Here is a 26716-nt window from a genome sequence, read left to right as displayed (position 1 = left end):
ATGGAACTGTATATCTACAATTCAAACCGAGATCTTGTGGGCATTGTGGAGTCCTTCGAGTACTTACGCTGGACGAGACGCTATTCCCAGTGTGGCTCATTTGAGTTAAAAGCGATTGCAACTTTGGAAAATACAGAACTATTAAAGGAAGGGAATATCATCTGGAAAAATGATGATGAGGAAGTCGGGATCATCGAACATCTGGAACTTTTTCAAACCGAGCATGAAATTATTACTGCAAGTGGTCGGTTTGCAACTTCCTTCCTCTCCCGCCGCATTGTTTGGCAAACGGAGAAATTGTCTGGTGATATTTCTACTTGTGTTGAGCAACTTTTAAATAATAATCTTATCAATCCTTCTGATGTAGCAAGGAAGATTGCGAACATATCCTTTTCTGCTCCAAACTTTAATGTTCCTATCAGCACACAGGTATCGTATCGAAATTTGATGGATGCTGTGACGGAACTATGTGTTGCATCGGATGTTGGCATTAAGACTGTGTTCACTCCTACTACAGGGGTTTTTACCGTAGCGTTATATATGGGAACGGAATCACAAGCTGTATTTTCTAAGGAATATGAGAACCTCACGGAACAGATTTATACAATAAGTGCTGGAGATTATGCCAACACTGCCCTTGTTGCTGGCGAAGGAGAAGGTACAGAGCGTACCTTTGTTGCCATTACAAGTGGCTCAGGTGAGACAAGACATGAGATTTTTGTGGATGCTAAGGATTTGCGGGCGGAAGACTTTGGTTCGGATTACATTGATACACTAATCTTTCGAGGTCAAAGTAAGCTTAGTGAGCAGGCAATACGCTATTCATTTGATACATCAGTCAATCCACACGGCAATTTAACATATAAGATAGACTTCGATCTTGGGCAGACCGTCAAAGTTATTTCCAAAGCGTGGGGTGTATCCATGACGACACGTATCACCGAAGTCGAGGAAACCTATGACGCAGACGGTCAGAGCATCAGTGTAGTGTTTGGAAAAGCGGAGTTAACGATAGCACAAAAAATCCGCTCTGACTTAAGCGAGGTTAAAACAGCGATATTGGCTCCAATGGGCATATCCGAAATTGCACAGGCTATAGGGACCGTGGAGGAAACGTTGGGAATTGTGGAGGAAACCTTAGGTGACTTGACTGAGGTAGATTCAGAGATTCAAGGAGACAGCGTAGCATCTACTATCAATAATCTGTATGGTAAACTACCAGCACTCGAAATTAATGTGGGTGGAGGTACTATATCCATTGGACAATATGCGTTGTATCATATGAACTCTGGGGATGCCTTTTATTTCACCTCATGGAGTGGCAATAAGTTTAGTGACCAGCCAAGTGATGACGGTCATGTCTTTTTGGTAAAGCATAACGGGGATAACACGGGGAATGGCTATCAGCGGGCAATGGGTTTCTTTATTTCTCGTAATACCATGACATTTTATGTGATTTCTGTTTTCGTATTTAACAACCCTTCTGGTCAAGCAAACTGGCTTAATATCAATAACGAACCTGTAACTACTGCAAGGATTGCCAATGGAGCAGTCACTGGCTTGAAAATTGCAGACCGTACAATTACAGCCACTAAACTGGCTTCTTCCTTTAGCGACTACTCAACTACAGAACAAAACACAGGGCGGCTATGGATAGATGGCAAGACGATTTATCGTAAAGAGATAAATCTCGGTTCGCTTACGGATACAACACCAAAACATGTACCTCATGGTATAGCAAACCTCAGCACTGTTGTCAGTTTAACCGGTTTTGTCACGAATGGGAGTGTTTTCTTGCCACTGCCCCTTGCTCGTTACAACAACTTTGCATCTCAAATCGGACTCTTCGTGAATATGACCGACATTGTAGTCGAACCAGGCAATGATAGAACTGCATATACAGGCTATGTAGTTATAGAGTACACAAAAACCGTTTAGTAAGGAGGGAATAGTTTATGGAGAAAAGTGGATTTTTCAACTCATCTGATGGAGATAGAATCTATGACGCAACAGATTTCGCTGCATATTTTGGAAGCCTTGTCTCGAATGGTGTATTTTATGCGACACCAACAAACTTACTGGTATCTCCTGGGATTGGATTAGCAGTAACCATAGCACCGGGCAGTGCATGGATTAATGGTTATCGATATGAAAATACGGATGTATTAAATAAACCCCTTGCTACAGCAGATGGGAGCAATCCTCGCATAGACAGGGTTGTGGTTCGTTTAAGTCAAATTACGAGAAGCATTCAGCTCGCCATTGTTACTGGTACTCCAACGGCATCGCCCATAGCTTCGGAGTTGACAAGAACAAGCGATGTCTATGAACTAGGTATTGCTGATGTTCTAGTACCTTCGGCTGCTACATCGATTTCAGTAAATAACATTATAGATACACGATTGAATACTAGTCTTTGCGGATTGGTAAACTCGCTAGTTTCGGCTGTTTATGAATAGGAGGTGAATGAAAGTGGCGGATATTAACGGCATAACTCTGCAGGCGGGTTCTAGTCCGACCGTTCATTACACGATTACTTATACTAAAAGCCGTCCTAACAATAGCCAAATGACATACAACTTCACCATATCCGCTGCGTTGGGATCATCAGGTTCTTTCATTCATAGTGGTTATGCACTGCTTTGCACTATGACTGTAAATGGATCTTCTTCACAAGTACGTATTAAAGCGGCGGATGGAGATAACTGGGACGGAACTACACCAAGGCTCAGGTATGTTTCGGTGACTTGTGCTTCTACTACAGGTAATGCAACGCAGCCAGTCACATTCAAAGTGGTATCTGACGGACGTTTGCCATTATCCTCTGGGGTAATTACTAATTCGAGCTATACGGTATTAAGTTCTCCATTGCTTACTACAGCTTGTGGAGCACCGACATCTTGTACGGTTTCTCCAGTACTTGCGGAAGGCAATGTGACTCTTTCATGGAGTGGAGCTTCTGGGGGCATCAATAATTCGATTTCCAGTTACGAGATTCAATATAGTGACTCTGCTGATAACGTCACGTGGGGAGCATGGACTGCTCTGACCACGGTGACCACCACAGCATCAAGTAGCAGTGTATCAGTTGCACCACCCTCCACGCGAGGTAATTTTCGAAGGTTTCGGGTACGGACGCGTGGTACAGCAGGAGCTAGTTATTACTCTAGCTGGAAAGTATCCACAAACATTGTCCGCAGAAATACGGTGCCAAAGCCAGCGACGACTGCTGTTGCCTCCCCGGCAGCATATAGCGATGAGACTATCACACTTACTTGGAGTGGAGCATCAAGCGGTACGAGTCCCATTAAGGGGTATCAAATTGCCAGTCGCACATCCACAGATAACAGCACATGGAGTGCGTGGAATGTGTTGACCACTTTGATATTGGCGGCAAGCGGTGGTAGCTATCACCCAATTGTATCGAGGACCCCAGGAACATATACACAATTTGGTATTTGGACAATTGACACATTTGATGTTTACTCAATAGAAAAAGTCAGTAATAGCATTTATTGCAACATCACTGCCTGTTCAGCACCGACTGCCTGCACGGTAAGTGCAACTTTATCAGAAGGAAACGTTACTCTTTCGTGGAGTGGAGCAGCTGGTGGCGCAGGTAATCCCATCACTTCCTACGAAATACAATATAGTGATTCGCCAGATAATAGCAATTGGGGTGCTTGGTTGGCATTGGCGATAGTCAATACTTCTGCAACAAGCAGTATTTTAAATGTCAGTCCACCTGCTACACGTGGTCATTATCGTCGGTTCCGAATAAGAACCCGTGGTACAGCTGGAGAGGATTTTTACTCAGGCTGGACTATTACCAGTAATACTGTTCGTAAAAACATACTACCAATACCGCCGACTTCTTTTACCGCAAATCCTCCTATCTATGAAGTAAATACAATAAACCTTTCGTGGAGTGGAACGGTACCTGGAACCAGCTCCATCAAGCAATATGTTATTCAACAGGCCACTTCGATAGATGGACTAAATTGGTCTGCTTATGAAGCACTGACGACAGTTATTTCCAATGCGACTTCAGGCACTCTTCAGGTAAATGCCTCACAGGTTGCCGGTAGATATACTCGTTATCGAATCAGCGTCACAGATGCGCTTGATGCAGTGTCTGCCTATGTTGTTAGTAACGCGGTAAAGAAAAACAGCCCGCCTGTAGCACCGATAGTGGACTGTCCAATGTCTGGCAATTTTACTTATAATGCTACACCACGTTTTATGATCACAACAGGAATTGAACCGGATGGACAAACACAAATAGTGGAGGTAAGGATTGACTCTGGTTCATGGCAAAACAGCTTAGACAATCCTGAGCGGTTTTCTGTAAGCGGCTATCTTGGTAATGGGGTCAAGACAATTTACCAAGCTGAACCGCTTTCTGCAGGTAATCATACGGTTACCTTCCGTTGTCTTGACAGTGATATCGAATCAGCAAGTATAGAAGTTGTTCGTACTTTTACGATATTGGCATTACCTTTTGAAATCATTACTCCAAATGTGACGCATGTAAAGGCAGCACATATTCAGACGATTCGAACTGCTGTAAATAGGGTGCGTAGCTATTACAATCTATCCCCTATGACTTGGAAAGAGGAGATCATTGCAGGAAAGACCACTATTAAGAATTGGCCATTTCATATCGTTGAAATACGCAAGGCTATTGATTCGATTATTTTAATGGTTAATAGCTTTGATTCTTCCCAGACATTCGATATACCACCTGTCACATGGCTACCTATCGGTACAGGACGACCAAAAGCGGATGTGATGCAACAAATACATGATCTAATTCAAATAATGTAAAGGTAACATTCAGCGCTCTTGTCATTTGCAGGGGCGCTTTTCTATATGGAAACACACGAAATGGAGGTGTCTATTAATGAAAGAGATTTGGAATTGGATACAGCTGGCTATTGCCGCTGTAGGTGGATTTCTTGGATGGTTTCTCGGAGGTTATGATGGATTTCTTTATGCGTTGGTTGCCTTTGTTGTCATCGATTATGTGACGGGAGTGCTTTGTGCCATTGTGAATAAAAAGCTGTGCAGTGACATTGGTGCTAAGGGAATTTTCAAAAAGGTGTTTATCTTTGCAATGGTAGGTATTGCTCATATTATCGATACACAAATTTTAGGTAGCATTGGAGACAATAGTGGAGCCTTACGCACAGCAGTAATCTTTTTCTACCTGAGTAATGAAGGAGTATCCATTTTGGAGAATGCCGGACATATTGGACTACCCATCCCAGAGAAACTAAAATCAGTTCTACAGCAGTTACATGGACGTGATGAAGAACCCCGTAAGCCAGGTGATGAAGTATGATTGACATAACGAAAGCAGTAACGGTGTCCATCGGTCGTCGAGGTGAGCATCACTATCGAAATATTGAATTTGATGTATCTAGCTTATTGGAAGAAAAATACCCCAGTGCCTCGTTAAATGCAATTTACAAAAGACCGGATGGTAATGCTTATCCAGTGATCACGAGCTATGCTGACGGAGTTCTTACATGGTCGCCTAGCGCAACGGATACATCTATTGTCGGTGTCGGTCGTCTAGAAATAAGGGTCACTTATGGAGAGGTGGTCGGAAAAAGCATTCAGATACTAACCATTGTTGAGGATGCTCTTGTTGACGGAATTGCCGAGCCGCCCGAACCTCCTGCACAGGAATGGCTTAATCAGGTTCTTTCTGCATTAGCTGAACTAGATATTAATGAAACATATAATCTATTAAACCTTATCTACAGCCTTTTAAATAATAACTATGATTTGCTAAACACCACACATGGCAGATTAAATGATACCTATGGTTTAGTCAATGATAACTATGCAATTTTAAATACAACACACAGTCTGTTAAATGATAACTATAATTTGCTAAATACCACACATGGTCTAATCGAGGATATGAGAGATACTCTATACACTCGGACTGGTATTATCCTTAATCATTTGCATCCGATAGAAACTGCTACTGCACCGGATATGGTAAGCCGGAGAGCATCCATCACATTTACGAGCATAAATAGCGGCAATAACGTAGTACTTGGCACGGTAACCTATACATTTGTTACATCCTTGGGCAGTCCGACAACAAACAATGTGCAGGTGTTAATCCAAGGCACTCTCCGCAATACTGTCAAGAAACTTGCCGAAGCCATAAGGGGTATTCAAGATGTAGCGAACATTGCATATGGGTCAGGAACATCACCAAACCCAGCAAGCACAGCCTATTGGACGAGTCGAGTTTTCTCCATTGGTGATGCTACTATTCCTTCTGGTGAGAGTCTATTCATATTGGAAAGAGCGGAAAATGCTACGACACCATTGCCCCTTACCTCTACCGCAACATCTACTATCAACGCATTTACTAGGGCAAGCTATTTGAGATATGTTTTGAGCGGTAATGCTACAGGCGGGGGCGGTATTAACAGCGTTCGAGGACCTTTGTACACATTATTGCCAATTGGTAGCGTGGTTATAGGCGGGCAGGGTGGATTGCTTTATCCAACAGCTTATGATTGTCATTTAGTTACCCTTTGCCGCCAATCGGATACAAGTGAAAAAGAACTAGACTTATATATATCAAATGATGAAGTGAACTTTACCAGAATCTCACGTAGCACACCTATAGGTGCTGATAGTTCAAACGCTGGGTTGCATATTCATATTCAAATGCGTCAAAGCCGGGTGCCTTCTGGTTATGGATTGTATATCAGTATGGGAAGTGATGGAACATCGGCGAATGCTTTTTGTGATTTGAAGTTTACCTATCATCTATACCCTGTGGCTCTTGCATCTGACACAAATTCTTGATTAGTGAGGTGACCGTAATGAATCTGCATAAGTTAATACTTACAAATAATGCCTGTTTCAAAGCAGGAAAAACAATATTGCCGAAGGGCATCATGGTCCACTCAACTGGAGCTAACAACCCGTGGCTCAAACGATATGTTGGCCCTGACGATGGCTTGCTAGGAAAGAACCAATATAACAACCATTGGAATCAAGACAAACCTGGAGGCCGTCAAGTATGTGTCCATGCCTTTATTGGTAAATTAGCAGATGGTTCCATTGCAACCTATCAAACATTGCCTTGGAATCACCGAGGTTGGCATGCTGGAGGAACTGCAAACAATTCTCATATTGGATTTGAAATTTGCGAGGACGGTTTGACCGATGCCTCGTATTTTTCTGCTGTTTACAAGGAAGCCTTGGAGCTTTGTGTATATCTTTGCAAACTCTATGGGTTTAGCGATAAGGATATTATCTGTCACAGTGAAGGTTATAAACTAGGCATCGCTAGTAACCATGCAGATGTGATGCACTGGTTTCCTAAGCATGGAAAGAATATGGGTACCTTCCGAGCAGATGTGAAGAGACTACTAAGTGAAGAAAATAAACCAGCAGAATCAGTGAAAAAGAAATATTACCGTGTACAAATTGGTGCATACTCTGTCAAAACAAATGCTGAGGCACAGCTTGCCAAAGCTAAAAAAGCAGGCTTTACTGATGCATTTATTAAGTATGATTAATCAAATGGAGCGAGTTAAAAATCATCGAGATTCCTAAATAAAATATTAAACTGTTAGATTATCTAGCCTGTAGGGGTTCTTCCCTTGCAGGCTCTTTTTTTTATGCTCTGATTCAAATTAAATTTTACAAATCCTCAACTTCGACCTGTTCCCACGGCTATTAGGTAGGAGGTGATTCTTAGTGAATCAGCACGAGGATAAAAAAGTTACGAAGATCTCGGATGAGGTTGTAGACAAAAGCACCACCGTACTTAAGAGAGTATCACAGGAACAGTTACAACGTGAGTTTGATTATATCCAAGCAGAAAAATTGCTGAGAAAGATGCTCGAAAAAGGCTTAATAACTGAAGTGGAATTCAACAAAATAGACGCATTAAACCGCCAAACATTCTACCCCTTTTTAGCTGAGATAATGCCCTGAAGCCGTTGATATATAAGGGTTTCAGAGGTAATATGTGACCTACCAAGAAGGAGGTGAGAGGATGAAAAAGATAACGAAAATAGAAGGAAATCCAGCTAATACTTTTATTAAGCCAAAAACACGAGTAGTTGCCTACTGTCGAGTTTCTACAGATAGTGATGAACAACTAGTCAGCCTGCAAACACAAAAGGCTCATTATGAGACTTATATAAAGGCGAATCCAGAATGGGAATATGCAGGCTTATATTATGACGAGGGAATCAGTGGCACGAAAAAGGAAAAACGCTCTGACCTGCTTAGAATGTTATCAGACTGTGAAACTGGGAGAATTGACTTAATCATTACAAAGTCCATCAGCCGATTTGCGAGAAATACTACAGACTGCTTGGAGATGGTCCGAAAACTGATAGACCTTGGGGTTCATATCTATTTTGAGAAGGAAAATATCAATACGGGTTCAATGGAAAGTGAATTGATGCTCTCCATTTTAAGTGGGCTTGCAGAAAGTGAGTCAATTTCCATTTCAGAAAATACGAAGTGGGCCATTCAAAGACGATTTCAAAACGGAACCTTTAAAATTTCCTACCCGCCATATGGTTATCAAAATAATGACGGTCAAATGATAGTAAACCCCAAGCAGGCTGAAGTTGTGAAGTATATTTTTGCAGAGGTATTATCGGGCAAAGGCACACAGAAAGTTGCAAATGATCTTAATCAAAAGGGTATCCCATCAAAAAGAGGCGGTCGTTGGACAGCTACTACGATTAGAGGGATTCTGACTAATGAAAAATATACTGGTGATGTTATTTTGCAAAAGACTTATACGGACAGCCATTTTAATAGGCACACCAATTATGGTGAGAAAGATATGTATCTAGTAGAAAACCATCATGAGGCAATTATCAGCCATGAAGATTTTGAAGCCGTAGATGCCGTTCTCAATCAGAGAGCAAAGGAAAAAAGCATCGAAAAGCGCAACAGCAAATATCTAAACCGATATGCTTTCTCTAGCAAAATTATCTGCTCGGAATGTGGCAGTACCTTTAAAAGAAGGATTCATTCATCTGGAAGGAAATACATCGCTTGGTGCTGCAGTAAGCATATAAGCCAGATAACGGAATGTTCCATGCAGTTCATACGGGATGACGATATAAAGACTGCATTTGTTACGATGATGAATAAACTCATTTACGGTCAGAAGTTCATATTAAGACCACTTTTGAATGGGTTACGTAACCAGAATAATGTAGCGAGTTTTCGTAGAATTGAAGAGTTGGAAACTAAGATTGAAAACAACATGGAGCAGAGTCAGATGCTGACGGGTTTAATGGCCAAAGGATATCTGGAACCTGCTCTGTTTAATAAAGAAAAGAATTCACTGGAAGCAGAAAGAGAAAGGCTTCTTGTCGAAAAGAATCAACTTACTCGTTCCGTCAATGGGAATTTTACAAAAGTTGAAGAGGTTGACCGTCTGCTTAAGTTTGCAACTAAGTCCCAAATGCTTACAGCCTATGAGGATGAACTGTTTGAAAATTACGTAGAAAAGATTATGGTCTTTTCACGAGAGGAAGTGGGATTTGAATTAAAATGTGGAATCGCATTGAAGGAAAGGTTGGTGAATTAGATGGGTCACACACCGTATGGATATAGAATTGAAGATGGAAAGGCTGTTGTAGATGAAATAGCAGCAGAACAAGTAAAAGAATTATTTTCAGGATACTTGGCAGGACTTTCTTTGAAGGGTGCTACTAAAAAAGCTGGGATAGACTGCTACCATGCCACAGCAAGTAAGATGTTGCAGAACAAGCATTACTTGGGCGATGAATTCTACCCCCCAATTATTGATGAAGAGACCTTTGAAAAAGCCAGAGTAGAAAAACGAAAACGAGCAGAAAAGCTCGGAAGGATATGGGAGCCTAAAGATGAACCGGTAAGGGATTACCCTGTAAAGTTCAAAGTAAAACCTCGGGTGCAAAAATATGAAGATCCATACAAGCAGGCGGAATATGCTTACAGTCTGATAGAAAGTGAGGTGTAACAAGTGGCGGTAAGTAGGAATGTAACAGTGATTCCGGCAATTAAACGGGTTGGAAATAATAAAAATAGTGAAAGCAAACCCAAAATACGAGTGGCTGCTTACTGTCGTGTTTCAACGGATAGTGAAGAGCAGGCTTCAAGTTATGAAATTCAGATCGAGCATTATACAAAATATATTAAGAAGAACAAGGAATGGGAACTGGCAGGTATTTTTGCAGATGACGGCATCACAGGTACAAATACCAAGAAGCGTGAAGAGTTCAACCGCATGATTGAAGAATGTATGGCAGGAAAAATTGACATGATTATCACAAAATCCATCAGCCGATTTGCCAGAAACACGTTGGATTGCCTTAAATACATCCGTCAGTTAAAGGATAAAAACATAGCGGTATTCTTCGAGAAAGAGAATATCAACACCATGGATTCTAAGGGTGAAGTATTGCTGACCATCATGGCATCCCTTGCCCAACAGGAAAGTCAATCCTTAAGTCAGAACGTTAAGCTGGGAATTCAGTATCGATATCAGCAAGGCGAAGTCCAGGTCAATCACAAGCGTTTCCTTGGTTACACCAAGGATGAAAACAAGCAATTAGTGATTGACCCAGAGGGTGCTGAGGTTGTTAAACGGATTTACAGGGAGTACCTAGAGGGAGCCAGCCTTTTACAGATAGCAAGAGGACTAGAAGCAGACGGTATTCTAACAGCGGCAGGCAAAGCCAAATGGAGACCAGAAACACTGAAAAAGATACTGCAGAATGAAAAGTACATCGGTGATGCCCTTCTACAAAAAACATATACGGTTGATTTCCTTTCTAAAAAGCGAGTAAAGAATAACGGCATCGTTCCCCAGTATTATGTAGAAAACAGCCATGAGCCTATCATTCCACGTGAGCTTTTTATGCAGGTTCAAGAAGAGATGGTTCGAAGAGCAAATCTTCGCGGGGGCAAGGACGGTAAAAAGCGGGTCTATAGTAGTAAGTATGCTTTATCGAGTATTGTTTACTGTGGACAGTGCGGTGATATTTACCGCCGGGTACACTGGAATAACCGAGGTTACAAGTCTATTGTTTGGAGATGCGTCAGCCGTCTGGAGGAGAAGGATTCTGAATGCACTGCCCCTACCATAAACGAGGAAACATTGCAGACAGCAGTAGTTAAGGCTATTAACGAACTTTTGGCTAACAAAGAACCCTTCATCCAGGCGTTGCAGAAAAACATAACTACTATACTTAGTGAAGAAAATGATAATGCCACCAATGATATTGATAGCAAATTGGAAGAATTACAACAACAGCTTCTTATCCAAGCAAAATCCAAGAATGACTATGAAGATGTGGCTGATGAAATCTACCGCCTTCGAGAATTGAAGCAAAATGCACTTGTTGAAAATGCAGAGCGTGAAGGAAAAAGGCAACGAATCGCTGAAATGACTGATTTCTTGAATGAGCAATCCTGCGAGCTGGAGGAATATGATGAGCAGTTAGTAAGGCGGCTTATTGAAAAAGTTACGGTCCACGATGACAGGATTGAGGTGGAATTTAAGTCAGCCATTAGTATAGACATTGAAAATTGAATAGCAAAATGTTATTAGAATCTAACACCTTGCTGAAATGCAGGGTGTTTTTCGTGTTCCTGTTGATGAGTCAATACAAATTAGTTGATTAGTATTTACAAATTACAAATCAGTGGTATAATTTGTAATAGAGTAATTAGCGGAGGTGTAAACGGTGAATAAGAGCGTTACCTTTACAGTGGATGCAGATGTATATGAGAAGTTCCGCATCGCATTGAATTTAACTAATGAAACACAAGACACCGCAGTGGAAAGTTGTATGCGTTGGTATATTGCAAAAACTTTTGAAAAAGCATCACAAGTCTATAACCCAAAGACAGTAGCAAGACAGAATGAGGATACAAACAAGGATTTTTACGGAAAAGCAAATCAACGAATCCCAGTATGGGCTGTTAAGCCGAATCAATATAACCATAAAATCATCCGTGCTTATTTTAAGGCAGTGGCTACCACAGGTCGTGCTACTATAGACATGATGGAACGCTTATGCAGTGACGAAAACAACCCGGAATTGTACGTGCCGACTTTTAAGAATAATTACTCACAGATGAAGTTGGATGGGCCTAAGAGCCACGGTAAAGTATTTGAGGATGACGGTGAAACGGTAACAATCTGGCATGAAGTTGAAGATACGTTATTGAAATACAAATCAAGTTTTTATAACGAAGAGGTGTAGCGATGATAACTATAGATATAAAATTTTTTAATGTGTACTATTTTTGTCATCTTGCTAATGAAAGTATGGGGAAGTTTGAATACGTTACCACTAATGCTGAATTTACGGAACGGCAGTTTGAAATAGAGCCAGAAGAGTTTCCGAAAGTATCTGTATTGAGGGAATATTGTTCATGGCTTATTGAAAGGGTTTTTTATGAGCAGGCAAATCATATAGCAAATTCAGGAGAAATTGTGGAGTTTAATCCTATCTCTTGGATAAATCAAGCTATTCTAAAATATAGAGGGACAGACATTTCTTTGAGCAATGATTTTAAAGTTGACCATGAGGATTATCTGGAAACATACAATGAATATATAGAATACCTTAATAGATATGAAGATGGGATGTTTGATGGTGTCATATATGATATTGCCATTGAAGTCGAATATATCTTGTTTCAAAACAGAGATTTCCTACTAAGATTTAATAATCAGCAGGCTGTTGCATTTGAGGACAACCCAAGAAAAAGAGTGTATATTCCAGAATGGGTAAAGCGTGCAGCACTGTTTAGGGACAAAGGTCGTTGTGTTTTCTGTAAAAGGGATTTAACTGGATTATATTCATTGTTAGAAGATAATGAAAAACATTTTGATCATATTGTATCATTAAATGAGGGCGGAATAAATGACGTGTGTAACATTCAATTATCATGTCAAGATTGTAATTTAAAAAAATCAGATAGTAGTAAAACAAGCACATTGTATCAAAGTGCGTATTAAATATTGGTAAAATTAATGTTATGTAGAAATAACGGAAATGCATCACTTGAAATTGAGGACTTCGAAAAGTTTTATGAAGCAAGAAAAGCCATGATTACGGAAAGAATACGTGAGTTGTGAGGGTGATATGTTTGCTCCATGAGAGCGAAAAAGCTTGAGGTGGTTTAAATGCTAAGTATTGAGGAATACATTGCACGAAGAAAAAAGGAAGATAAACTCAATGAATTTGACATTGATGCACGTGCACAAAATATGAAAATCTGTGTTGATTATGTATTCGAGTATTTTAACAACTATCTGAATATTACGGAAGCTGAAGAAAAAACAGTACTCCATAATGAAAAGCTAGAGAAGTATCGGAAGCAGCTTAGGGAGTATGATTCTGAAGTTCGAGAATGGGTTGTTGGTATTTACAATGAATACGGGAAGCAAGTGCACAGATACATCGGAAACATTATGAAGGAGAATGAGTTCTTCTTTCTGTATAGTACTGATAGTGAATTTAGAAATGCTTCCTATGATTGCTATTCCCAGCTCATTAAAAAGTTACCATTTCTTAAAGACCAAACAGAGATGCTTTTTCTTTTTATTAAAGACTATCATAGAGTTGAAAGCGAGCAAAGGTTTAATTTCGGAATACCATCGATATCAGAAGAAATAACTGATTGGATCGACAAGACATGGGCAAAGTATCAGGTTAATCTGCTTGCCTTTGCTTATGGTTGGGTAAATAGTTTTTTTGAAAACGAGGATGTTTGGCCATCAACGCATAGAAAGAAGAGTCAATATACTTGGAGAAAGTACGATTATGATTACAAGCAAAAAAGTAATCTTTTTAATCTCGATTCCCTATATAGAAAGATGCCGAAAAAATCCTTCACAAAAGGAAGAAAGCAAGAATTTGAAATACTGTTAATGTACTATTGGCTTCATGACATGGAAGGGGATAATGATTATTGGCAGGAGTATTTGGAGATGGTGCTACCTGCTTTGAAAAAGTATTAAACATTAATGGGGTGAAAAAATGAATGATAAGGAAATAATTCTTTCAAAAATTGCGGAAATTCTTAGCAGGCCAGGCTTTTTTATAAGGAAAAATTCAGAATTTAAGGCTAGATTAAAATGCGTTGGACTTAATGATCTTTATGAAAAATATATGGATTACCTAGTGCCGTATTTCTACAATCAAGGCTATGCGCACAAATTTGAGAATAATAACGAGGAATACGATGTGTTTCTAGGTTTAGATAGTATTTTCTCGGATTTGTATAAGGAAAATAGGCATGAAGATATTATCAATCTGCTAAAAGAAATAACTAAATCCTTCAATGTAAGATGGATTTCTGAAGATAGCGATGAAGATTTTGAAGAGCTAGCTAAACTATACGAAATTTTAGGGTTAAGTATAGCCATTGAATTTGATAAAGTTAAAGTTTCTGCTTGTATGGAAAGCGACTTTTCCAGAGTAAGTGAGATGTTTTCTGTTGAGTCATGGATAAAAAATAACCATAAAGAAGTATATGATGCTTACAAATCTGCTATTGATGCTTATACACAGGGGCATTCAGGAGCTTGTATTGAATCATGTAGGACAAGTATTGTAAGTATATTTTCAAAATATAAGGGGACTGAAAATTTCGCAAAGTGGATGAGAGGTGTCTTTAACACCAGCGGAGACAGTGCAACTGCAACGGTTGCTGACTTAGATAGGGCTCTTAAGTCAGACCTGAAAAAAGAGGATTTAGCAGATTTTTTCAATGAAAATAAAGACGGAAAGCTGACAAAGACCAAAGCAATTTATATGATTTACTCTATGATGTCTGATTACGGGACCCATAGGAATGAGAATACTATTGAATCACCAACAATTGAAGATGCGCTATTTTGTTTGAGACTAACAGATAGCATTTTATTTTGGGTATATTCAAAAAACAAATAGTGATTTGTGTAGGAGACAAGCAAATATGAAATTATTAGAATGGAATATACATAAGATGACAAATAAGGTTCTCGTTAAGCCATTTGTATATAATAGAATATTAGAACAACAGGCAGACATAATTTGCTTGGTGGAATATATAGATGATATTCGAATAAAGAATGCATTAAGTGGAGGTTATTGGATAAAAGAGAGTATTGCTCTCTCCGGTAATCAAATACTTATTGCAATAAGCAAGAAGATAGCACCTAATGGAATAGAATTAATAAGAGCTACCGAAGAGGCTTCATGTTATAATTTTTTGCATATTAGTTACACTAATAGTTGTAATAAGAAGTTTTCTGTTATTGGAGTTAGAATGTTATCACCTATTAATGCATCTTCACAAACTAAACCATTGAATAAATATTTGTCGCAATTAAAAGAGTCCTTTATTTGTACGGGAGACTTTAATATAAAGAAAAATCGTATGAGTCACTGGTTTCCAAAATGCAACATAGGAAAATTAAAGTATAATACACAAGAAATTGACAATTCAAGTATTGTATACGTAGAAAAGAATACTAAGCTTATTAATGGCTTTGGGGATGTTGACCATGTATTAGGAAGTGATGATTTGCAAATAACATCAGAATATAAGTGGGATTTTATTGAAGATGACGAGCAGTATCCGCAAAAAAGTAATATAAGGATTGGTGAAGTGTGGGATATTAAACCAGCGTATCCAGACCATGCAATGATGATTACGGAGATTGATATTCTTTATTAGTGATTATAGATATGCTTGGTTATTAAATTCCAATTTATTAATGAAATTATTAGCATAATCTTAATTTAAAATTAAGACGCATCTTTCTTTTATAAGATTATAGTGGATATGTTCCCGCCTACCGATAGTGCCAAAAACGTAGTGGATATGTTTCCGAGAACGGATACGCTCAAATGACATTCATTCTGTCCTCTCGAGCCATGTGGAGTGTGTTGTCTTGATGTCAAGGGTGTAATCCTTAAATTTACTGGGTTTGTTGGATTGCATCTATCTTGTCCACTCAACCTAAAGTGCCAAAATGTGTTTGCGGGAACATATCCATGGATGGAAAAAGAACCGAAAAATGATGTAGGGTTGAGTAGATAGATTAGATAACATCAGTAGGGTTGTGGAGATAGGATAGATGTATAATCAATCTGATTAGTTGTAATATAAGAACCTTTCAATGCATCAGGACAAACGGAAGGAAAAGTCGCAGGAAGCAAAGGCAGACTGTTTTTGACATTTTGGACATAGCGTATGAACAAACCGTTGCCACTGTTACATAATAGCAAGGGATCGAACATTCTAAGAATTCATAACCTTAGTAGGCTTATTTATGTATGGCCTTTTTATTATATCAGTAAATCATCAAAGAAATAAAAAAACGCTAACTAAGTAGATGCAATGCTTCGTTAGCTTGATGGCTATGGGGTCGGGGTCCCGCCAGCGGAAATTAGAAGTGATTGGCCGTGATACGCTTTGATGTGGATGGAGCCCTAAAGGCTGTTTTTCCGCCATCCGCCATAAAAGCACTATCACGGACACAAACAAGGTCAAGGGTGGTGAACGGGGGGATTTTCCACACTTGAACAGGCAACAAAAGATTAATCCGGGAAGGAGGGTTTATCTTAAAAAAATGATTTTTGTGTCTTGACAAAGGGATACATTACAGCTTTTATCGTTGCTTTTGCTTTGAATTGACTGATAATTTCTAGACATATAGAAGGTAGTTAATACAATTGATATATAAAATAATGTGCTGTAAGTGGGGGAAGAGAAAAAATTCATGAATAAAAAAGAAAATATTTTAAATGCTTGGATCACGATAGAGCAATTGTCCGAAGGTTCTATAGATAAAAAGGATAAAAAGTTAAAAACATTGCCTACAAAGCCAAATGAGTGGTTTAATTTTTTTTTAGAGTTTCTAAATGAGCAACTACAAAAAAGTTCAGAGAAGGATTTTGAGAAATCGGGAATAGTGTTGTATTTTAACATTTTTAACTTCCAAGAAATAATTGATATTCTAAGGAAAAAATATAATATTCCGGCGACTGACGAAGAGACAAGCAATTCTGATAAATTTACATTTTGTTTGTATTTTGATAAAGAATTAAATTTTATTGCAGAAAAATTTTTCCTTACGATGAGTGGATATGTTCGGGCTAACGGTGAACTTCCAAAGGAATTTATGGAAATAGAAAACAAATTTCGTGAAGACCTGAGTAGAAGATTTGATGATGAAGGTTTTAATACAACAATTTCAGAACTTTTCCAAAAATATAACGCTACTTTCGAAAATTTCCGTTATGGATTTGTTAAAAACTTAGAGTATGATGATGCGAATTTACATTCATTTTTTATTGATGATTTACAAAAAGCAAAGAACATAAAAACAGAGAATTTGAGTCGTTATTTTAATGGTTATTCAGGTGAAAGATTTAACTTTGATAGTAAAAAAGATTCATCGAATTTTAACCCGGACATTTTCAAGGAAATTTTACAGCCAAAAAATTATCCGTTAGGACGTTTTCCGAGTAATCCCGAATATGCACTTTCGCTTATGCAACAAACCGCGGTTAACTTAGCTTTGAAAGAAGATAACAACATTTGTGGCGTGAATGGTCCACCTGGAACAGGAAAGACGACTCTGTTGAAGGATATTTTTGCTGATTTAGTTGTTCAACAAGCATTAGCTATATGTCAACTATCAGATAAAAGTATCCAGGGTAGTTTAGTTTATTGGAAAAATGCCAAACTAGGAGTTTTACCACATTTAATTTCAGACAAGAATATCGTTGTTGCAAGTTCTAATAATGGAGCAGTTCAAAATATTGTAATGGAATTGCCAAAACAAAAAGATATCGGTATCGAATTTCAGGATTTATTAGCAGAAGCAGATTACTTTAGGGATATATCAAATTCAAAATTAGATGTTGATTATTCTAATAAACGAGAGCTAAAAAGTGAATTGATGGAAAAAGGAAACTGGGGAGTTTTTTCGTTAGAAGGTGGCGCGTCCAGTAACGTTAACAAACTACTTTTAACAATAGAGTTTATTGAACAATATCTTGAAAATGATTATCAACCTAATTCAAATATTTATGAAGAATTTATACAATTGTATAATGAATTAAGAGTTGAAAGAGATAGAATCCAAAAATATAGTGAAGAAATTAGGCCACTTTTAGATTTGAAAAATCAATATAAAAAGCAAAGCTGGGATTTTAAACAAGAGGAAAGTGAGAAACGAACAGAATTATTATCATTGGAAACAGAAATAACGAATGAAATAGAGAGGTTGAAGGAGCAAAATAATAGAATACAAAATGATTTGTTGGATGTTTCCGTTAAAATGGAAAGATTAGATAATGAACAAGCTCAGGCAGAAAGGAATTTTGATGTTATTAAGGAACAAAAACCGGGTTTATTATTGCTTCAAAAGATTTTTAATCGGTCTAAAGTTAATCAATATATCGACAAGCTAAACAATGCAAATGACACCTTGAATCGTATTACTGAACAAAAAAGGGAATGCTTAAATAATAAAGATACTTTACATGATGCAATGAAAGGAAATGCTATCAAAATAGATGCTAATAAAGAACAAATTAAAAAGGCTAATAATGCCTTTAATAGATGGTTGTCAGCACAACAAAAAGTATTACAAGATATAGAGCGAAATATAGTGTCATTGGAGAAAACAAAATCTCAAAGTGATATTAAAGAACTAGATTTTTCACAATCGTATGAAGAGCTTCAAAAGTCTAATCCTTGGTTTAATAAAAACTTTCGTATCTTGCAATCTAAGCTTTTTATATCAGCACTAAAAGTCAGAAAGCAATTTTTATTTGAAAATAAAAAACATTTAAGAGCCGCTAGAAATATTTGGAGTCGACAGTTGGATTACAATTCAAAAGATAATGGTTATCAATTAATATTAGAATCTTGGCAATGGCTGAACTTTACTATCCCTGTTGTAAGTACAACTTTTGCTAGTTTTGGTAGAATGTTTAAAAATCTTAATGAAAATTCAATTAGTCATTTATTCATAGATGAAGCTGGTCAAGCGCTACCACAGGCAAGTGTAGGTGCAATTTTTAGAAGCAAAAAAGTAACAGTGGTTGGAGATCCTTCACAAATTAAACCAGTATTGACGTTAGATTCAAATATTTTGAATTTAATCGGGAGAAATTTTAATGTTAATGAAAAGTATGTTTCAGCTAATGCATCAACTCAAACAATTGTGGATGATACGAGTCAATATGGATTCCGAAAGAATGAGAATGAGTGGATAGGCATTCCACTTTGGGTACATAGGCGTTCGAACTATCCAATGTTTACAATTTCAAATAAAATATCATATGATGGATTGATGGTACAAGGAAAGAATGAAGAAGAGTCATATGGAAAATCGGAATGGTATGACTCAACAGGAAAAGCGAATGATAAATTTGTGAAGGAGCAAGCCGAATTACTTAAAAATTTAATAAATGAGCGTTTGCAAGAAAATCCAGAACTAAAGGATGAAATTTATGTTATATCTCCATTTAGAAATGTGGCGTTCAAGCTTGCAAAATTTTTGGACGATATTAGATTTACAAAACGAGAAAAAGGAAAACCAACAAATGTAGGTACTGTTCATACTTTTCAAGGTAAAGAGGCAAAGATTGTTTATTTTGTACTCGGTGCAGATACCGATAGTAAAGGTGCTGCAAAATGGGCAGTTACCGAGCCTAATATGATGAATGTTGCTTCTACAAGGGCTAAAGAAGAATTTTATGTCATTGGAGATAAGAAGTTGTATGCTTCACTTGGTAGTAAAGTGGCAAATACAACGATTTCAATCATTGACGAATATAATAAACAAGAAAACGAATAGGCATGACTATAAATGATTCCAGTATGGGATTGTAGTTTTAGATTCATAAGGTACTTAGCAAGTTGATATATTCCCGTAGATGTAAGATTCCATAAAAAACGCTTAGACATCAAGCTTGGTGGTTTAAGCCATGTTGAGACGGTATGTTTGATGTCTAGAAAGTAAAGCCTAGAAAGTCTTGTGAATGCTAGGTTTAAAAAAATAAAAGTAAATCTATCAACTCGACTTTAACCCTCGATGTGTGTCTATGGAAACATATCGAGGGTATATTTTTGGGTGAAATTTTAACCTAAAATTAATCAGGGTTGAGTTGACAGATTAGATGTAAAATTAAGCTCAATTATCCTCATTATTTTCTATCTCTTTCAACGATACTCCATCTTTTGTTTTCCATTCTATTAGACCGTTTACGTGACCTCCAATGACAAAGGCAGCAGCATATGATGGGCTACGAACTAAGATGTCTTCTTGCAGTATTCCGTTCTCATCTATTTTGGCTTTTTGTCTACGTTCTTTAATTCCGGGTGGAATACTTTCGGAATCTATAGTTTCTATATGGCTGCCTTTTAAGACGACAAAGCCCTCATTTGTTTGTTTACAGCTTGCTTCAATAACAAGTCCGCTTTTGCGACTTTTTCGCTTCAGAAAGAGAAGTAACTCATCTTCAGGAGATTCTATGGGAACAGCTGCTTTAGGCTTATCTGTTAATGGTTCAAATAACTTATGTCCTAGAGCCCCCATTATAATTTTTGCGTAATCTATGAACTCTTCTAGTTCGCTTTCTTTTTCTTCTGTTATGTTACCTGGAGTGGGGTCATTGCCATTTTTAACTATATACCGACTGGCATCCACTGCAAGCCCACAGAAACGGTTCTCAAGATAACTTATCTCTGTAGGGCCAAATGAATTATTGGATGTAGTAAATACAATAGCCTCTGTCCAATAATCCTTATCCGGGTTTCGTTTATGTTCAATTAAGCGGCAGAGAAGACCCTCACCATTTTTCCGTACACCAGTTTGACTAACATATACCACATTGTCATCTGTTTGATCTGAAGTGCCAAATAAGAAGTAGACACCGCTTTGGGATAGATCGTCGCGTCCCTTACATTTATCAAGTTCTGTGCGCGGTATTTTGTAAGCGACACCTGTCCAATTAGCAAGGGTACACTTTATTCTCCCATTTGGTGTACCATCCATTAAAAACAGATTTATACTTTTTCCTCGTGTAGCCACGTTTACACCACCTCCTAGGTTTTTCCTTTATGGATTAACCTTTGGAGGATTTTCACGTGTTTCTGGTTTGTATGTTGTATTAAAGACCATATCTAATAACCACTTTTTGAAGGACTGATTATTTTTATTGCGTTTATCGCTTTCAAAAGCTTCATACAGTTCCATGTTGGTTGAGATCGTGTTCATAATAGCTTCAATCGTAGCACGATCACTTTCGTCACGTGCATTTTGAGCATCAGAGTATTTCATAGCGTTTTGATAAGCTTCATCCCGGCTAACGATGTCTGGTCGGCAACTTGACGTCTTATTCTATCTTCATCTGTCCAATCACAGTCCCCCCATATATCATGGAAAGTTTCAAGTATATGCGTTAATGTATCTAGTTCCGGTACGGGGATGCCCACATCTGTGCTTACTGGTATTGGGTCAATTTCTGCATTTTCATCCGCAAGAGAAATTGACATAGTTCCCTGTGCAACTACGCGGTAGCCTTCTAGATCGACACTTTCCAAAATGCCTTCTGACAAATCGTCTCCATTATTTGGTCTCGGTAGCTTGTTTACAAGAAGATTTAAAAATATGGATAGCTTCTCCCAATCCACAGAACCGTATGGCAATATAGCGGATAGGAAGTTATAAGTGCGGACAAAGGTCTTAGTTGCGGGTTTTGTTGTTTGTAAACATTTATATGTTAATATTGTAGATTGAAACCAAATGGTTTACGTTATTACTAGTGAGGTTTGGAGGAATTATAATGAAAACTTCGGACATGATACGACAGCTATGTGAACAAATGAATATCAGCGTTTCCGAATTGGCTAGACGGTTAGGCCAGTCCCCACAGAACTTCGGGAAGAAGCTGAAGCGTGAGACTATTACATTAGAAGAACTTAAGGCTATAGCAGATGTGATGGACGTTAAGTTTGAGCAGGCTTTCATTCTGCCCAATGGCAATAAAATAAAGACAGGAAATGAGTAAAGGAGGCGGCCTAATATGATGATTAGCCCGGAAGGATACTATGAAGAGTATCTCAAAGGAAAAACTGAAGAACAGATTCTGACCGTTATACGTGGGCTTAAGCAAGAAATAGGCCGTCTTAAAAATACAATGGAAAGCCCGGACTATGGCATAGTACCTATTGTGCATCCGAGTAAAGAAACGCGCCTTCACTGGACTCGTGAATACTTGGAAGGAGCCAAGCAAGCCTATGCTGAAGCTGGAGGAACTTATACCTTATCAAAGTCAGAAGAAAAGACCGCTGACTTTGATGCAAATATGGGTGCAATCTGCAAGATTAACTTTAGCATTGACGGTTTCTTTGGTGGCTACCGTAGTTATGTTATAGAACTATCAGATGAATTGAAAGCCTATACAAAATTATGGGAAGATAAAGAACCACTTTTCTTGTTAGATGATGCTAACAAGAAGCCATTTACAAAAGATACTTTCATAGCCGCACTTAAGGATCTTCACATCGGTGAATGGCGCAGGCGATATTCAACTAAGCGCTTTGGGTACATGGTGTGTGATGGTACGCAGTGGGAGTTGGAATTTGAATATAACAATGGCCATAAATCGGTAAGGTTTGATGGCGATAACTCATACCCGTATAACTTCGATAAGTTCCAGATGTTATTTGGCATTGACGATACTGAGGAGGGCAAGGATGAGTAAATTCGATATTTTGACAAAATACATACCTATGATCCAAGCGGATAGCATTGGTGAATGGGTTGTTGATAAAGAAAACAATGGAACACCAGGGCATCCGATACAGAAGCCTTTTGTGGGTTATTCCGAAATGGTACATAACTTCATTGACGATGTTTACACCTTTGAAGAAAGTAATAAAGATATTGAGCTTACTCGTTATGGAGATATTCTCAAAGCTAACGGCCTTGAATGGGGTGCGGAATCTATGAAGAATGCTGACGTTTCAAATTTGAATGCACAGTGTGTACTTGCGCTTATTATGGGTGCTGTTAGAGCCGAGCGCTTTAGCGATGGTGCATTATTAGATTTCTTTAAGAGTGGCTGTATATTGAAGTGGCTTGAAAGATTAAAACAGTATTAAGTAAAGGAGGTTTGACCTTGGATATTAATAAAATGAAAGCTTTACCGTATGATGAACTGCGGGCTTTATATAGGAACTTCCTACATAGCCAGAACATTTCAAAAGCAACAATCAATACTGCTTATGTGGACACCTTCTACCTTTGGAGAAAAGGAAGCAAAGAGCTGTTCTGGAATGCGGTGACCGCTACTGATTTTGAGAATGAGGCAAAGAATGCGTTAATAAAGGCTCTTTCTGAGAACTCGACCGGTAATGTTAGTTCACTTGTTAATGGTTACTTGTCTCATCTTAGAAGGTTCCGTTTATTCTTAGCTTCTGATGGAACTGCCGAGCCATCTGTGCTCAATCAGGGAAAAACTGCTAATCGTGCATATACTCGTAAGAAGAAAATGGATGTTGATGTTCCTTATCCGTCAATCGAGCAGGTTGAGTTTTATCTTGTAAAGTGGGACGGCCTTGAGAACTACCACCTGCAGGAGGATGCACTTAATAAACTGTTCTTTGAGCTATGCCCAAAGAATACAGACGTTATCGATATTCTTTTGAAGGCATCAACGCTTAATGATTTTTATAGTACGAACATTTTCTCAATCTATCCGGTGGCTAAGCATATATGCGCTCTGGATATTGATACGAGGCTTAAGGCCGGTGATGTTACCCTTGTTGGAGATATCCAGTATGTAACTATCGGTGATATAGAGAAGAATTTTTACTCCTTTGCCACAAAGTATTGTAGCCATCACAATCCACTCGATTATCCGATTTATGACAGCTACGTCGATGAGGTGCTTCGCTATTTTAGAAATCGTGATAGCTTCTCAGATTTCCAAGATGGAGATTTGAAAGACTATGTTAATTTCAAAGGCATACTGATTGATTTCCGTGCCTTCTATGGCTTGGATAAATTTAACCTGAAGCAAATCGACCAGTATGTTTGGCAGCTTGGGAAGGATTACTTCCCGAAGAACTACGGAAAGAAAAACAGAGGAGACAAATAGTTATGAAGATTCATTATTTCCAGAGATACCATGAGAAAGAAAATGTTGCTACAGCAAATACGATGTTGCTATTGTCTCGGCTTTATTCATATTCTTCAGATAAGTTCTTTCGCTTTTTGAAATCAGAGTTCTTTTCTGACTCCTTTGAACCAGAGATAGTTTTTAATTTACAGGAAAAAAGTGTCGAAAGTATTCCGGATGCTACTATCACACAGGAGAGCTTCAAAATTGTTGTTGAGACGAAAATGTCTGACTGGTTTTATACAGATCAGTTGCTCCGCCATTTGAAGTCTTTCAGTGATGAAAAATATAAAGTTATGATAACTTTAGCACCTGAGTTGATGAAATCAGAAAAGAAAAAAGAGTTCGAAGAGCATTTGAAGGCATATAACGCCACACAGACATATCCAGTAATGCACGTTAATACTACCTTCGAAGGGATTATTGATGCGATACGAGATGTTATTGATGACAGAGATTATGAAATGCAAGAGGTTCTGGACGATTACCTGAATTACTGCTATAACGACAAGTTAATTATTGTTTCAGATTCGTGGAAGCGTATGAGGGTTCAACTTGCTAGTACAACATTTGATTTTAATGTTAATGAAAACCTCTACTATGATAACATTGATCGTGGCTTCAGCGCCCATGATTATCTAGGGTTATACAAAAGAAAAAGTGTAAGAGCCATAGGAAAAATCATTGCAATCATCACAGCAGTCACTACGGAAGCTGGTATTGAGTATAAAGCTGAACTTGGAAAATTGACCGATGAAAGAAAGCAGCAGATAGCCAGAGCTATGGAAGACGGAAAGAAGTATGGATATGTGTTAGATGCTAACAGATACTTTTTTGTAGAAAAATTTTATGAAACTGACTTTAAGAAGATAACACCAAGAGCTCCTATGGGTTCACGAGTATTTGATTTGACACAAATTCTTGAGACAGAGCAGCTACCTGAAACTCTGGAAATCGCTGAACTTCTTAAATCTAAGACATGGGGTTAATTAAGCCTTGATATGTCCTTAAGGAACTTAAAAGTAAAGAGACATGAGGAAGAAAAATGTATCTTACACCGAGAGACGAAGAAATAATAGATATCATATTGAATGATCAGCGCGTGAGTATTCAAGCGGTAGCTTATGCAGCCTATGTGCAATTAACGCCAAACAATAAAAAGCCTGTTTCACATAGAGAATTCCATCAGATCTTCAAAGATAACTGGCAAGCATTCTACTCTTTGGAAATCGAAGACTCTGAACGTAATGACTAAAGGAGGTTGCTATGCCACGAAAAAGTAAGAATAAATTTAATATACATGGTGACATAATTTCAATAATGCGTGAGGGCTGGGAACAGATGGCTTTCGCAACGTATCGTGAGGATTATTATGAGGAGCTATCCACTCATACATGGACACTATCAAATGGGTATCCAACTAATGCCACACTTGGTGGAGGCCTTCACCGATATATGATGGCTAAGTGGTATGGTGATGATGTTCTTAGAGATTTGACAGAAAAAGGATATGTTGTTGACCATATGAATAATGACCATATGGATTGTAGGATATCTAATTTGGAATTCTTAAAGCATAACCGTAATGTCGCAAAAAGGACAGTATTTGGATAAAGAAGCTAAGCAAATGCGTTATAGGCTGGCGGTGAGCCTTTTTAAGGATTTCTCCACTGGGTGTTATCAGATTACAATCGGCTGTAATGATCACATTGTGGCGAAGGATAGCGTTGGGCAAGAGCGCCATATAAATACAATAAAGATTTTGTGCAATTGTGACTATTTGCTGGTAGTACTTGATGCAGAAGCTATTCTTACGGAATATGAAGCTGCGGGAAAGTTCTCTATAGCAAATTTACATTGTTGCGACAAACGAATTGAAGAGGCCATTGATATGAAGCTAACGGATGAAGAGAAAAATCAAGCCTTTGTAATCCGTGATGGTGTGCCGTATATGGTTATAGGAAATGGAAAGAACTTTCTAAATTCCATAAATTACGAAAAAGGATGGCTTCCACCGGGAAAGTAGTAAATGATGTTGATATGTTCCCGCCTACCGATAGTACCAAAAATGTCGTGGATATGTTTCCGAGAACGGACGGCTTGAAAGACATTCATTCTGTCATCTCGAGCCACGTGGGGTGCCAAGTTCGATACATATGGCAACAAAATCACCTGGTTTGGCTACAAAATTCATCTTGCTGTGGATACGGAAAGTGAGCTTCCCATTGCTGTAGAAGTCACACCTGCTCATGTAAATGACGGCGACATGGGACCCGCATTGATGAATAAAGCGGCTGAAGTTTCAGATATCGACATCGAATTTATCATGATGGATGCTGGCTATGACCAGCTAAAGAATTATGAAGCTGCCGATGAACTGAACGCACAAGCCATTATTCCACTTAATTTACGAAATGAAAAAGAGCCACCGACAGGGTTTTCCTCTAGCGGAACACCACGCTGCTCCATGGGGTTTGATATGGTATATTGGGGAGCAGACAAACGGT

The 26716-nt window shown here is 38.4% G+C and carries 27 protein-coding genes and 1 pseudogene; 25 read left to right on the top strand and 3 right to left on the bottom strand.

The window, feature by feature from the left end; all coding sequences use genetic code 11:
* The 16 genes from HMPREF0083_RS18120 to HMPREF0083_RS18045 all read left to right on the top strand — a co-directional run bounded on the left by HMPREF0083_RS18120 (position 1) and on the right by HMPREF0083_RS18045 (position 19879).
* Positions 1-1938 (top strand): siphovirus ReqiPepy6 Gp37-like family protein, encoded by a 1938-nt coding sequence (locus HMPREF0083_RS18120; RefSeq protein WP_040303591.1) that lies wholly within the window; start codon positions 1-3, stop codon positions 1936-1938.
* Positions 1939-1955: 17 nt separating this feature from the next.
* Positions 1956-2459 carry a hypothetical protein gene (locus tag HMPREF0083_RS18115; protein WP_021623099.1) on the top strand — a complete coding sequence of 168 codons (504 nt, stop codon included), beginning with the start codon at positions 1956-1958 and terminating at the stop codon, positions 2457-2459.
* A 13-nt stretch (positions 2460-2472) separates the two neighbouring features.
* Positions 2473-4827 carry a phage tail protein gene (locus tag HMPREF0083_RS18110; RefSeq protein WP_040303656.1) on the top strand — a complete coding sequence of 785 codons (2355 nt, stop codon included), beginning with the start codon at positions 2473-2475 and terminating at the stop codon, positions 4825-4827.
* A 76-nt stretch (positions 4828-4903) separates the two neighbouring features.
* Positions 4904-5344, top strand: a complete 441-nt coding sequence (locus HMPREF0083_RS18105) for a phage holin family protein (RefSeq protein ID WP_021623097.1) — start codon at positions 4904-4906, stop codon at positions 5342-5344.
* Positions 5341-6840, top strand: a complete 1500-nt coding sequence (locus tag HMPREF0083_RS18100; RefSeq protein ID WP_021623096.1) for a hypothetical protein — start codon at positions 5341-5343, stop codon at positions 6838-6840. Before HMPREF0083_RS18105 ends, HMPREF0083_RS18100 begins: the two co-directional genes overlap by 4 nt.
* Positions 6841-6857: 17 nt before the next feature.
* The gene (locus HMPREF0083_RS18095) at positions 6858-7559 is read left to right on the top strand and encodes an N-acetylmuramoyl-L-alanine amidase (protein ID WP_021623095.1); all 702 of its coding nucleotides are present in this window, start codon (positions 6858-6860) and stop codon (positions 7557-7559) included.
* Between the two features lie 181 nt (positions 7560-7740).
* Positions 7741-7980: an SHOCT domain-containing protein gene (locus HMPREF0083_RS18090; RefSeq protein WP_021623094.1), complete on the top strand. Its 240-nt coding sequence runs from the start codon at positions 7741-7743 to the stop codon at positions 7978-7980.
* Between the two features lie 61 nt (positions 7981-8041).
* A complete protein-coding gene (locus tag HMPREF0083_RS18085) occupies positions 8042-9604 on the top strand; it encodes a recombinase family protein (RefSeq protein ID WP_040303587.1) in 1563 nt (520 codons plus the stop codon).
* Entirely contained in the window at positions 9605-10018 is a 414-nt protein-coding gene (locus HMPREF0083_RS18080; RefSeq protein ID WP_021623092.1) for a recombinase family protein, read from the top strand. It begins immediately after the preceding gene.
* Between the two features lie 27 nt (positions 10019-10045).
* Positions 10046-11593 (top strand): recombinase family protein, encoded by a 1548-nt coding sequence (locus tag HMPREF0083_RS18075; protein ID WP_429635944.1) that lies wholly within the window; start codon positions 10046-10048, stop codon positions 11591-11593.
* A gap of 154 nt (positions 11594-11747) precedes the next feature.
* A complete protein-coding gene (locus tag HMPREF0083_RS18070; protein WP_021623090.1) occupies positions 11748-12269 on the top strand; it encodes a hypothetical protein in 522 nt (173 codons plus the stop codon).
* Between the two features lie 2 nt (positions 12270-12271).
* Positions 12272-13030 carry an HNH endonuclease gene (locus HMPREF0083_RS26545; RefSeq protein ID WP_021623089.1) on the top strand — a complete coding sequence of 253 codons (759 nt, stop codon included), beginning with the start codon at positions 12272-12274 and terminating at the stop codon, positions 13028-13030.
* A 168-nt stretch (positions 13031-13198) separates the two neighbouring features.
* The gene (locus tag HMPREF0083_RS18060) at positions 13199-14035 is read left to right on the top strand and encodes a hypothetical protein (protein WP_021623088.1); all 837 of its coding nucleotides are present in this window, start codon (positions 13199-13201) and stop codon (positions 14033-14035) included.
* A 19-nt stretch (positions 14036-14054) separates the two neighbouring features.
* A complete protein-coding gene (locus HMPREF0083_RS18055) occupies positions 14055-14969 on the top strand; it encodes a hypothetical protein (RefSeq protein WP_021623087.1) in 915 nt (304 codons plus the stop codon).
* A gap of 25 nt (positions 14970-14994) precedes the next feature.
* Positions 14995-15738: a hypothetical protein gene (locus HMPREF0083_RS18050; protein WP_021623086.1), complete on the top strand. Its 744-nt coding sequence runs from the start codon at positions 14995-14997 to the stop codon at positions 15736-15738.
* 1048 nt (positions 15739-16786) lie between these two features.
* Positions 16787-19879 carry a DEAD/DEAH box helicase gene (locus HMPREF0083_RS18045; RefSeq protein WP_040303585.1) on the top strand — a complete coding sequence of 1031 codons (3093 nt, stop codon included), beginning with the start codon at positions 16787-16789 and terminating at the stop codon, positions 19877-19879.
* Positions 19880-20215: 336 nt separating this feature from the next.
* On the opposite strand, the gene HMPREF0083_RS18040 is transcribed toward HMPREF0083_RS18045, so the two are convergent.
* Genes HMPREF0083_RS18040 through HMPREF0083_RS18030 form a run of 3 tightly spaced genes read right to left on the bottom strand, consistent with a single transcriptional unit; the run spans position 20216 to position 21627 of the window.
* Positions 20216-21115: a GIY-YIG nuclease family protein gene (locus HMPREF0083_RS18040; protein WP_040303583.1), complete on the bottom strand. Its 900-nt coding sequence runs from the start codon at positions 21113-21115 to the stop codon at positions 20216-20218.
* 27 nt (positions 21116-21142) lie between these two features.
* Complete coding sequence (locus HMPREF0083_RS18035) at positions 21143-21364, bottom strand: hypothetical protein (RefSeq protein WP_021623082.1); 222 nt, start codon at positions 21362-21364, stop codon at positions 21143-21145.
* Entirely contained in the window at positions 21361-21627 is a 267-nt protein-coding gene (locus tag HMPREF0083_RS18030) for a hypothetical protein (RefSeq protein WP_148316013.1), read from the bottom strand. The genes HMPREF0083_RS18035 and HMPREF0083_RS18030 overlap by 4 nt, the downstream gene beginning before the upstream one ends.
* A 242-nt stretch (positions 21628-21869) precedes the next feature.
* On the opposite strand from HMPREF0083_RS18030, the gene HMPREF0083_RS18025 reads away from it, so the two are divergent.
* The 9 genes and pseudogenes from HMPREF0083_RS18025 to HMPREF0083_RS17985 form a co-directional block, all read left to right on the top strand.
* Positions 21870-22094, top strand: a complete 225-nt coding sequence (locus HMPREF0083_RS18025; protein WP_021623080.1) for a helix-turn-helix domain-containing protein — start codon at positions 21870-21872, stop codon at positions 22092-22094.
* Positions 22095-22109: 15 nt separating this feature from the next.
* The gene (locus tag HMPREF0083_RS18020) at positions 22110-22790 is read left to right on the top strand and encodes a hypothetical protein (protein WP_021623079.1); all 681 of its coding nucleotides are present in this window, start codon (positions 22110-22112) and stop codon (positions 22788-22790) included.
* A complete protein-coding gene (locus HMPREF0083_RS18015) occupies positions 22783-23190 on the top strand; it encodes a DUF6508 domain-containing protein (protein WP_021623078.1) in 408 nt (135 codons plus the stop codon). Before HMPREF0083_RS18020 ends, HMPREF0083_RS18015 begins: the two co-directional genes overlap by 8 nt.
* A gap of 17 nt (positions 23191-23207) precedes the next feature.
* Positions 23208-24188 (top strand): PD-(D/E)XK nuclease family protein, encoded by a 981-nt coding sequence (locus tag HMPREF0083_RS27350; protein WP_081696112.1) that lies wholly within the window; start codon positions 23208-23210, stop codon positions 24186-24188.
* A 2-nt stretch (positions 24189-24190) separates the two neighbouring features.
* On the top strand, positions 24191-25198 hold the full coding sequence (locus HMPREF0083_RS18005) for a hypothetical protein (protein WP_021623076.1): 1008 nt from the start codon (positions 24191-24193) through the stop codon (positions 25196-25198).
* A 56-nt stretch (positions 25199-25254) separates the two neighbouring features.
* Entirely contained in the window at positions 25255-25464 is a 210-nt protein-coding gene (locus tag HMPREF0083_RS18000) for a hypothetical protein (protein ID WP_021623075.1), read from the top strand.
* Positions 25465-25475: 11 nt separating this feature from the next.
* Positions 25476-25823, top strand: a complete 348-nt coding sequence (locus HMPREF0083_RS17995) for an HNH endonuclease (RefSeq protein WP_021623074.1) — start codon at positions 25476-25478, stop codon at positions 25821-25823.
* Positions 25795-26235, top strand: coding sequence for a hypothetical protein (locus tag HMPREF0083_RS17990; RefSeq protein WP_021623073.1), 441 nt, complete (start codon positions 25795-25797; stop codon positions 26233-26235). Before HMPREF0083_RS17995 ends, HMPREF0083_RS17990 begins: the two co-directional genes overlap by 29 nt.
* 93 nt (positions 26236-26328) lie before the next feature.
* Positions 26329-26716 (top strand): annotated as a pseudogene (locus HMPREF0083_RS17985) (transposase); the annotation flags it as partial.

The sequence above is a fragment of the Aneurinibacillus aneurinilyticus ATCC 12856 genome, from assembly GCF_000466385.1.
Taxonomy (GTDB): domain Bacteria; phylum Bacillota; class Bacilli; order Aneurinibacillales; family Aneurinibacillaceae; genus Aneurinibacillus; species Aneurinibacillus aneurinilyticus.
Note: the sequence above shows the minus strand (reverse complement) of the source record. Positions and strands in the feature narration are given on the sequence as shown.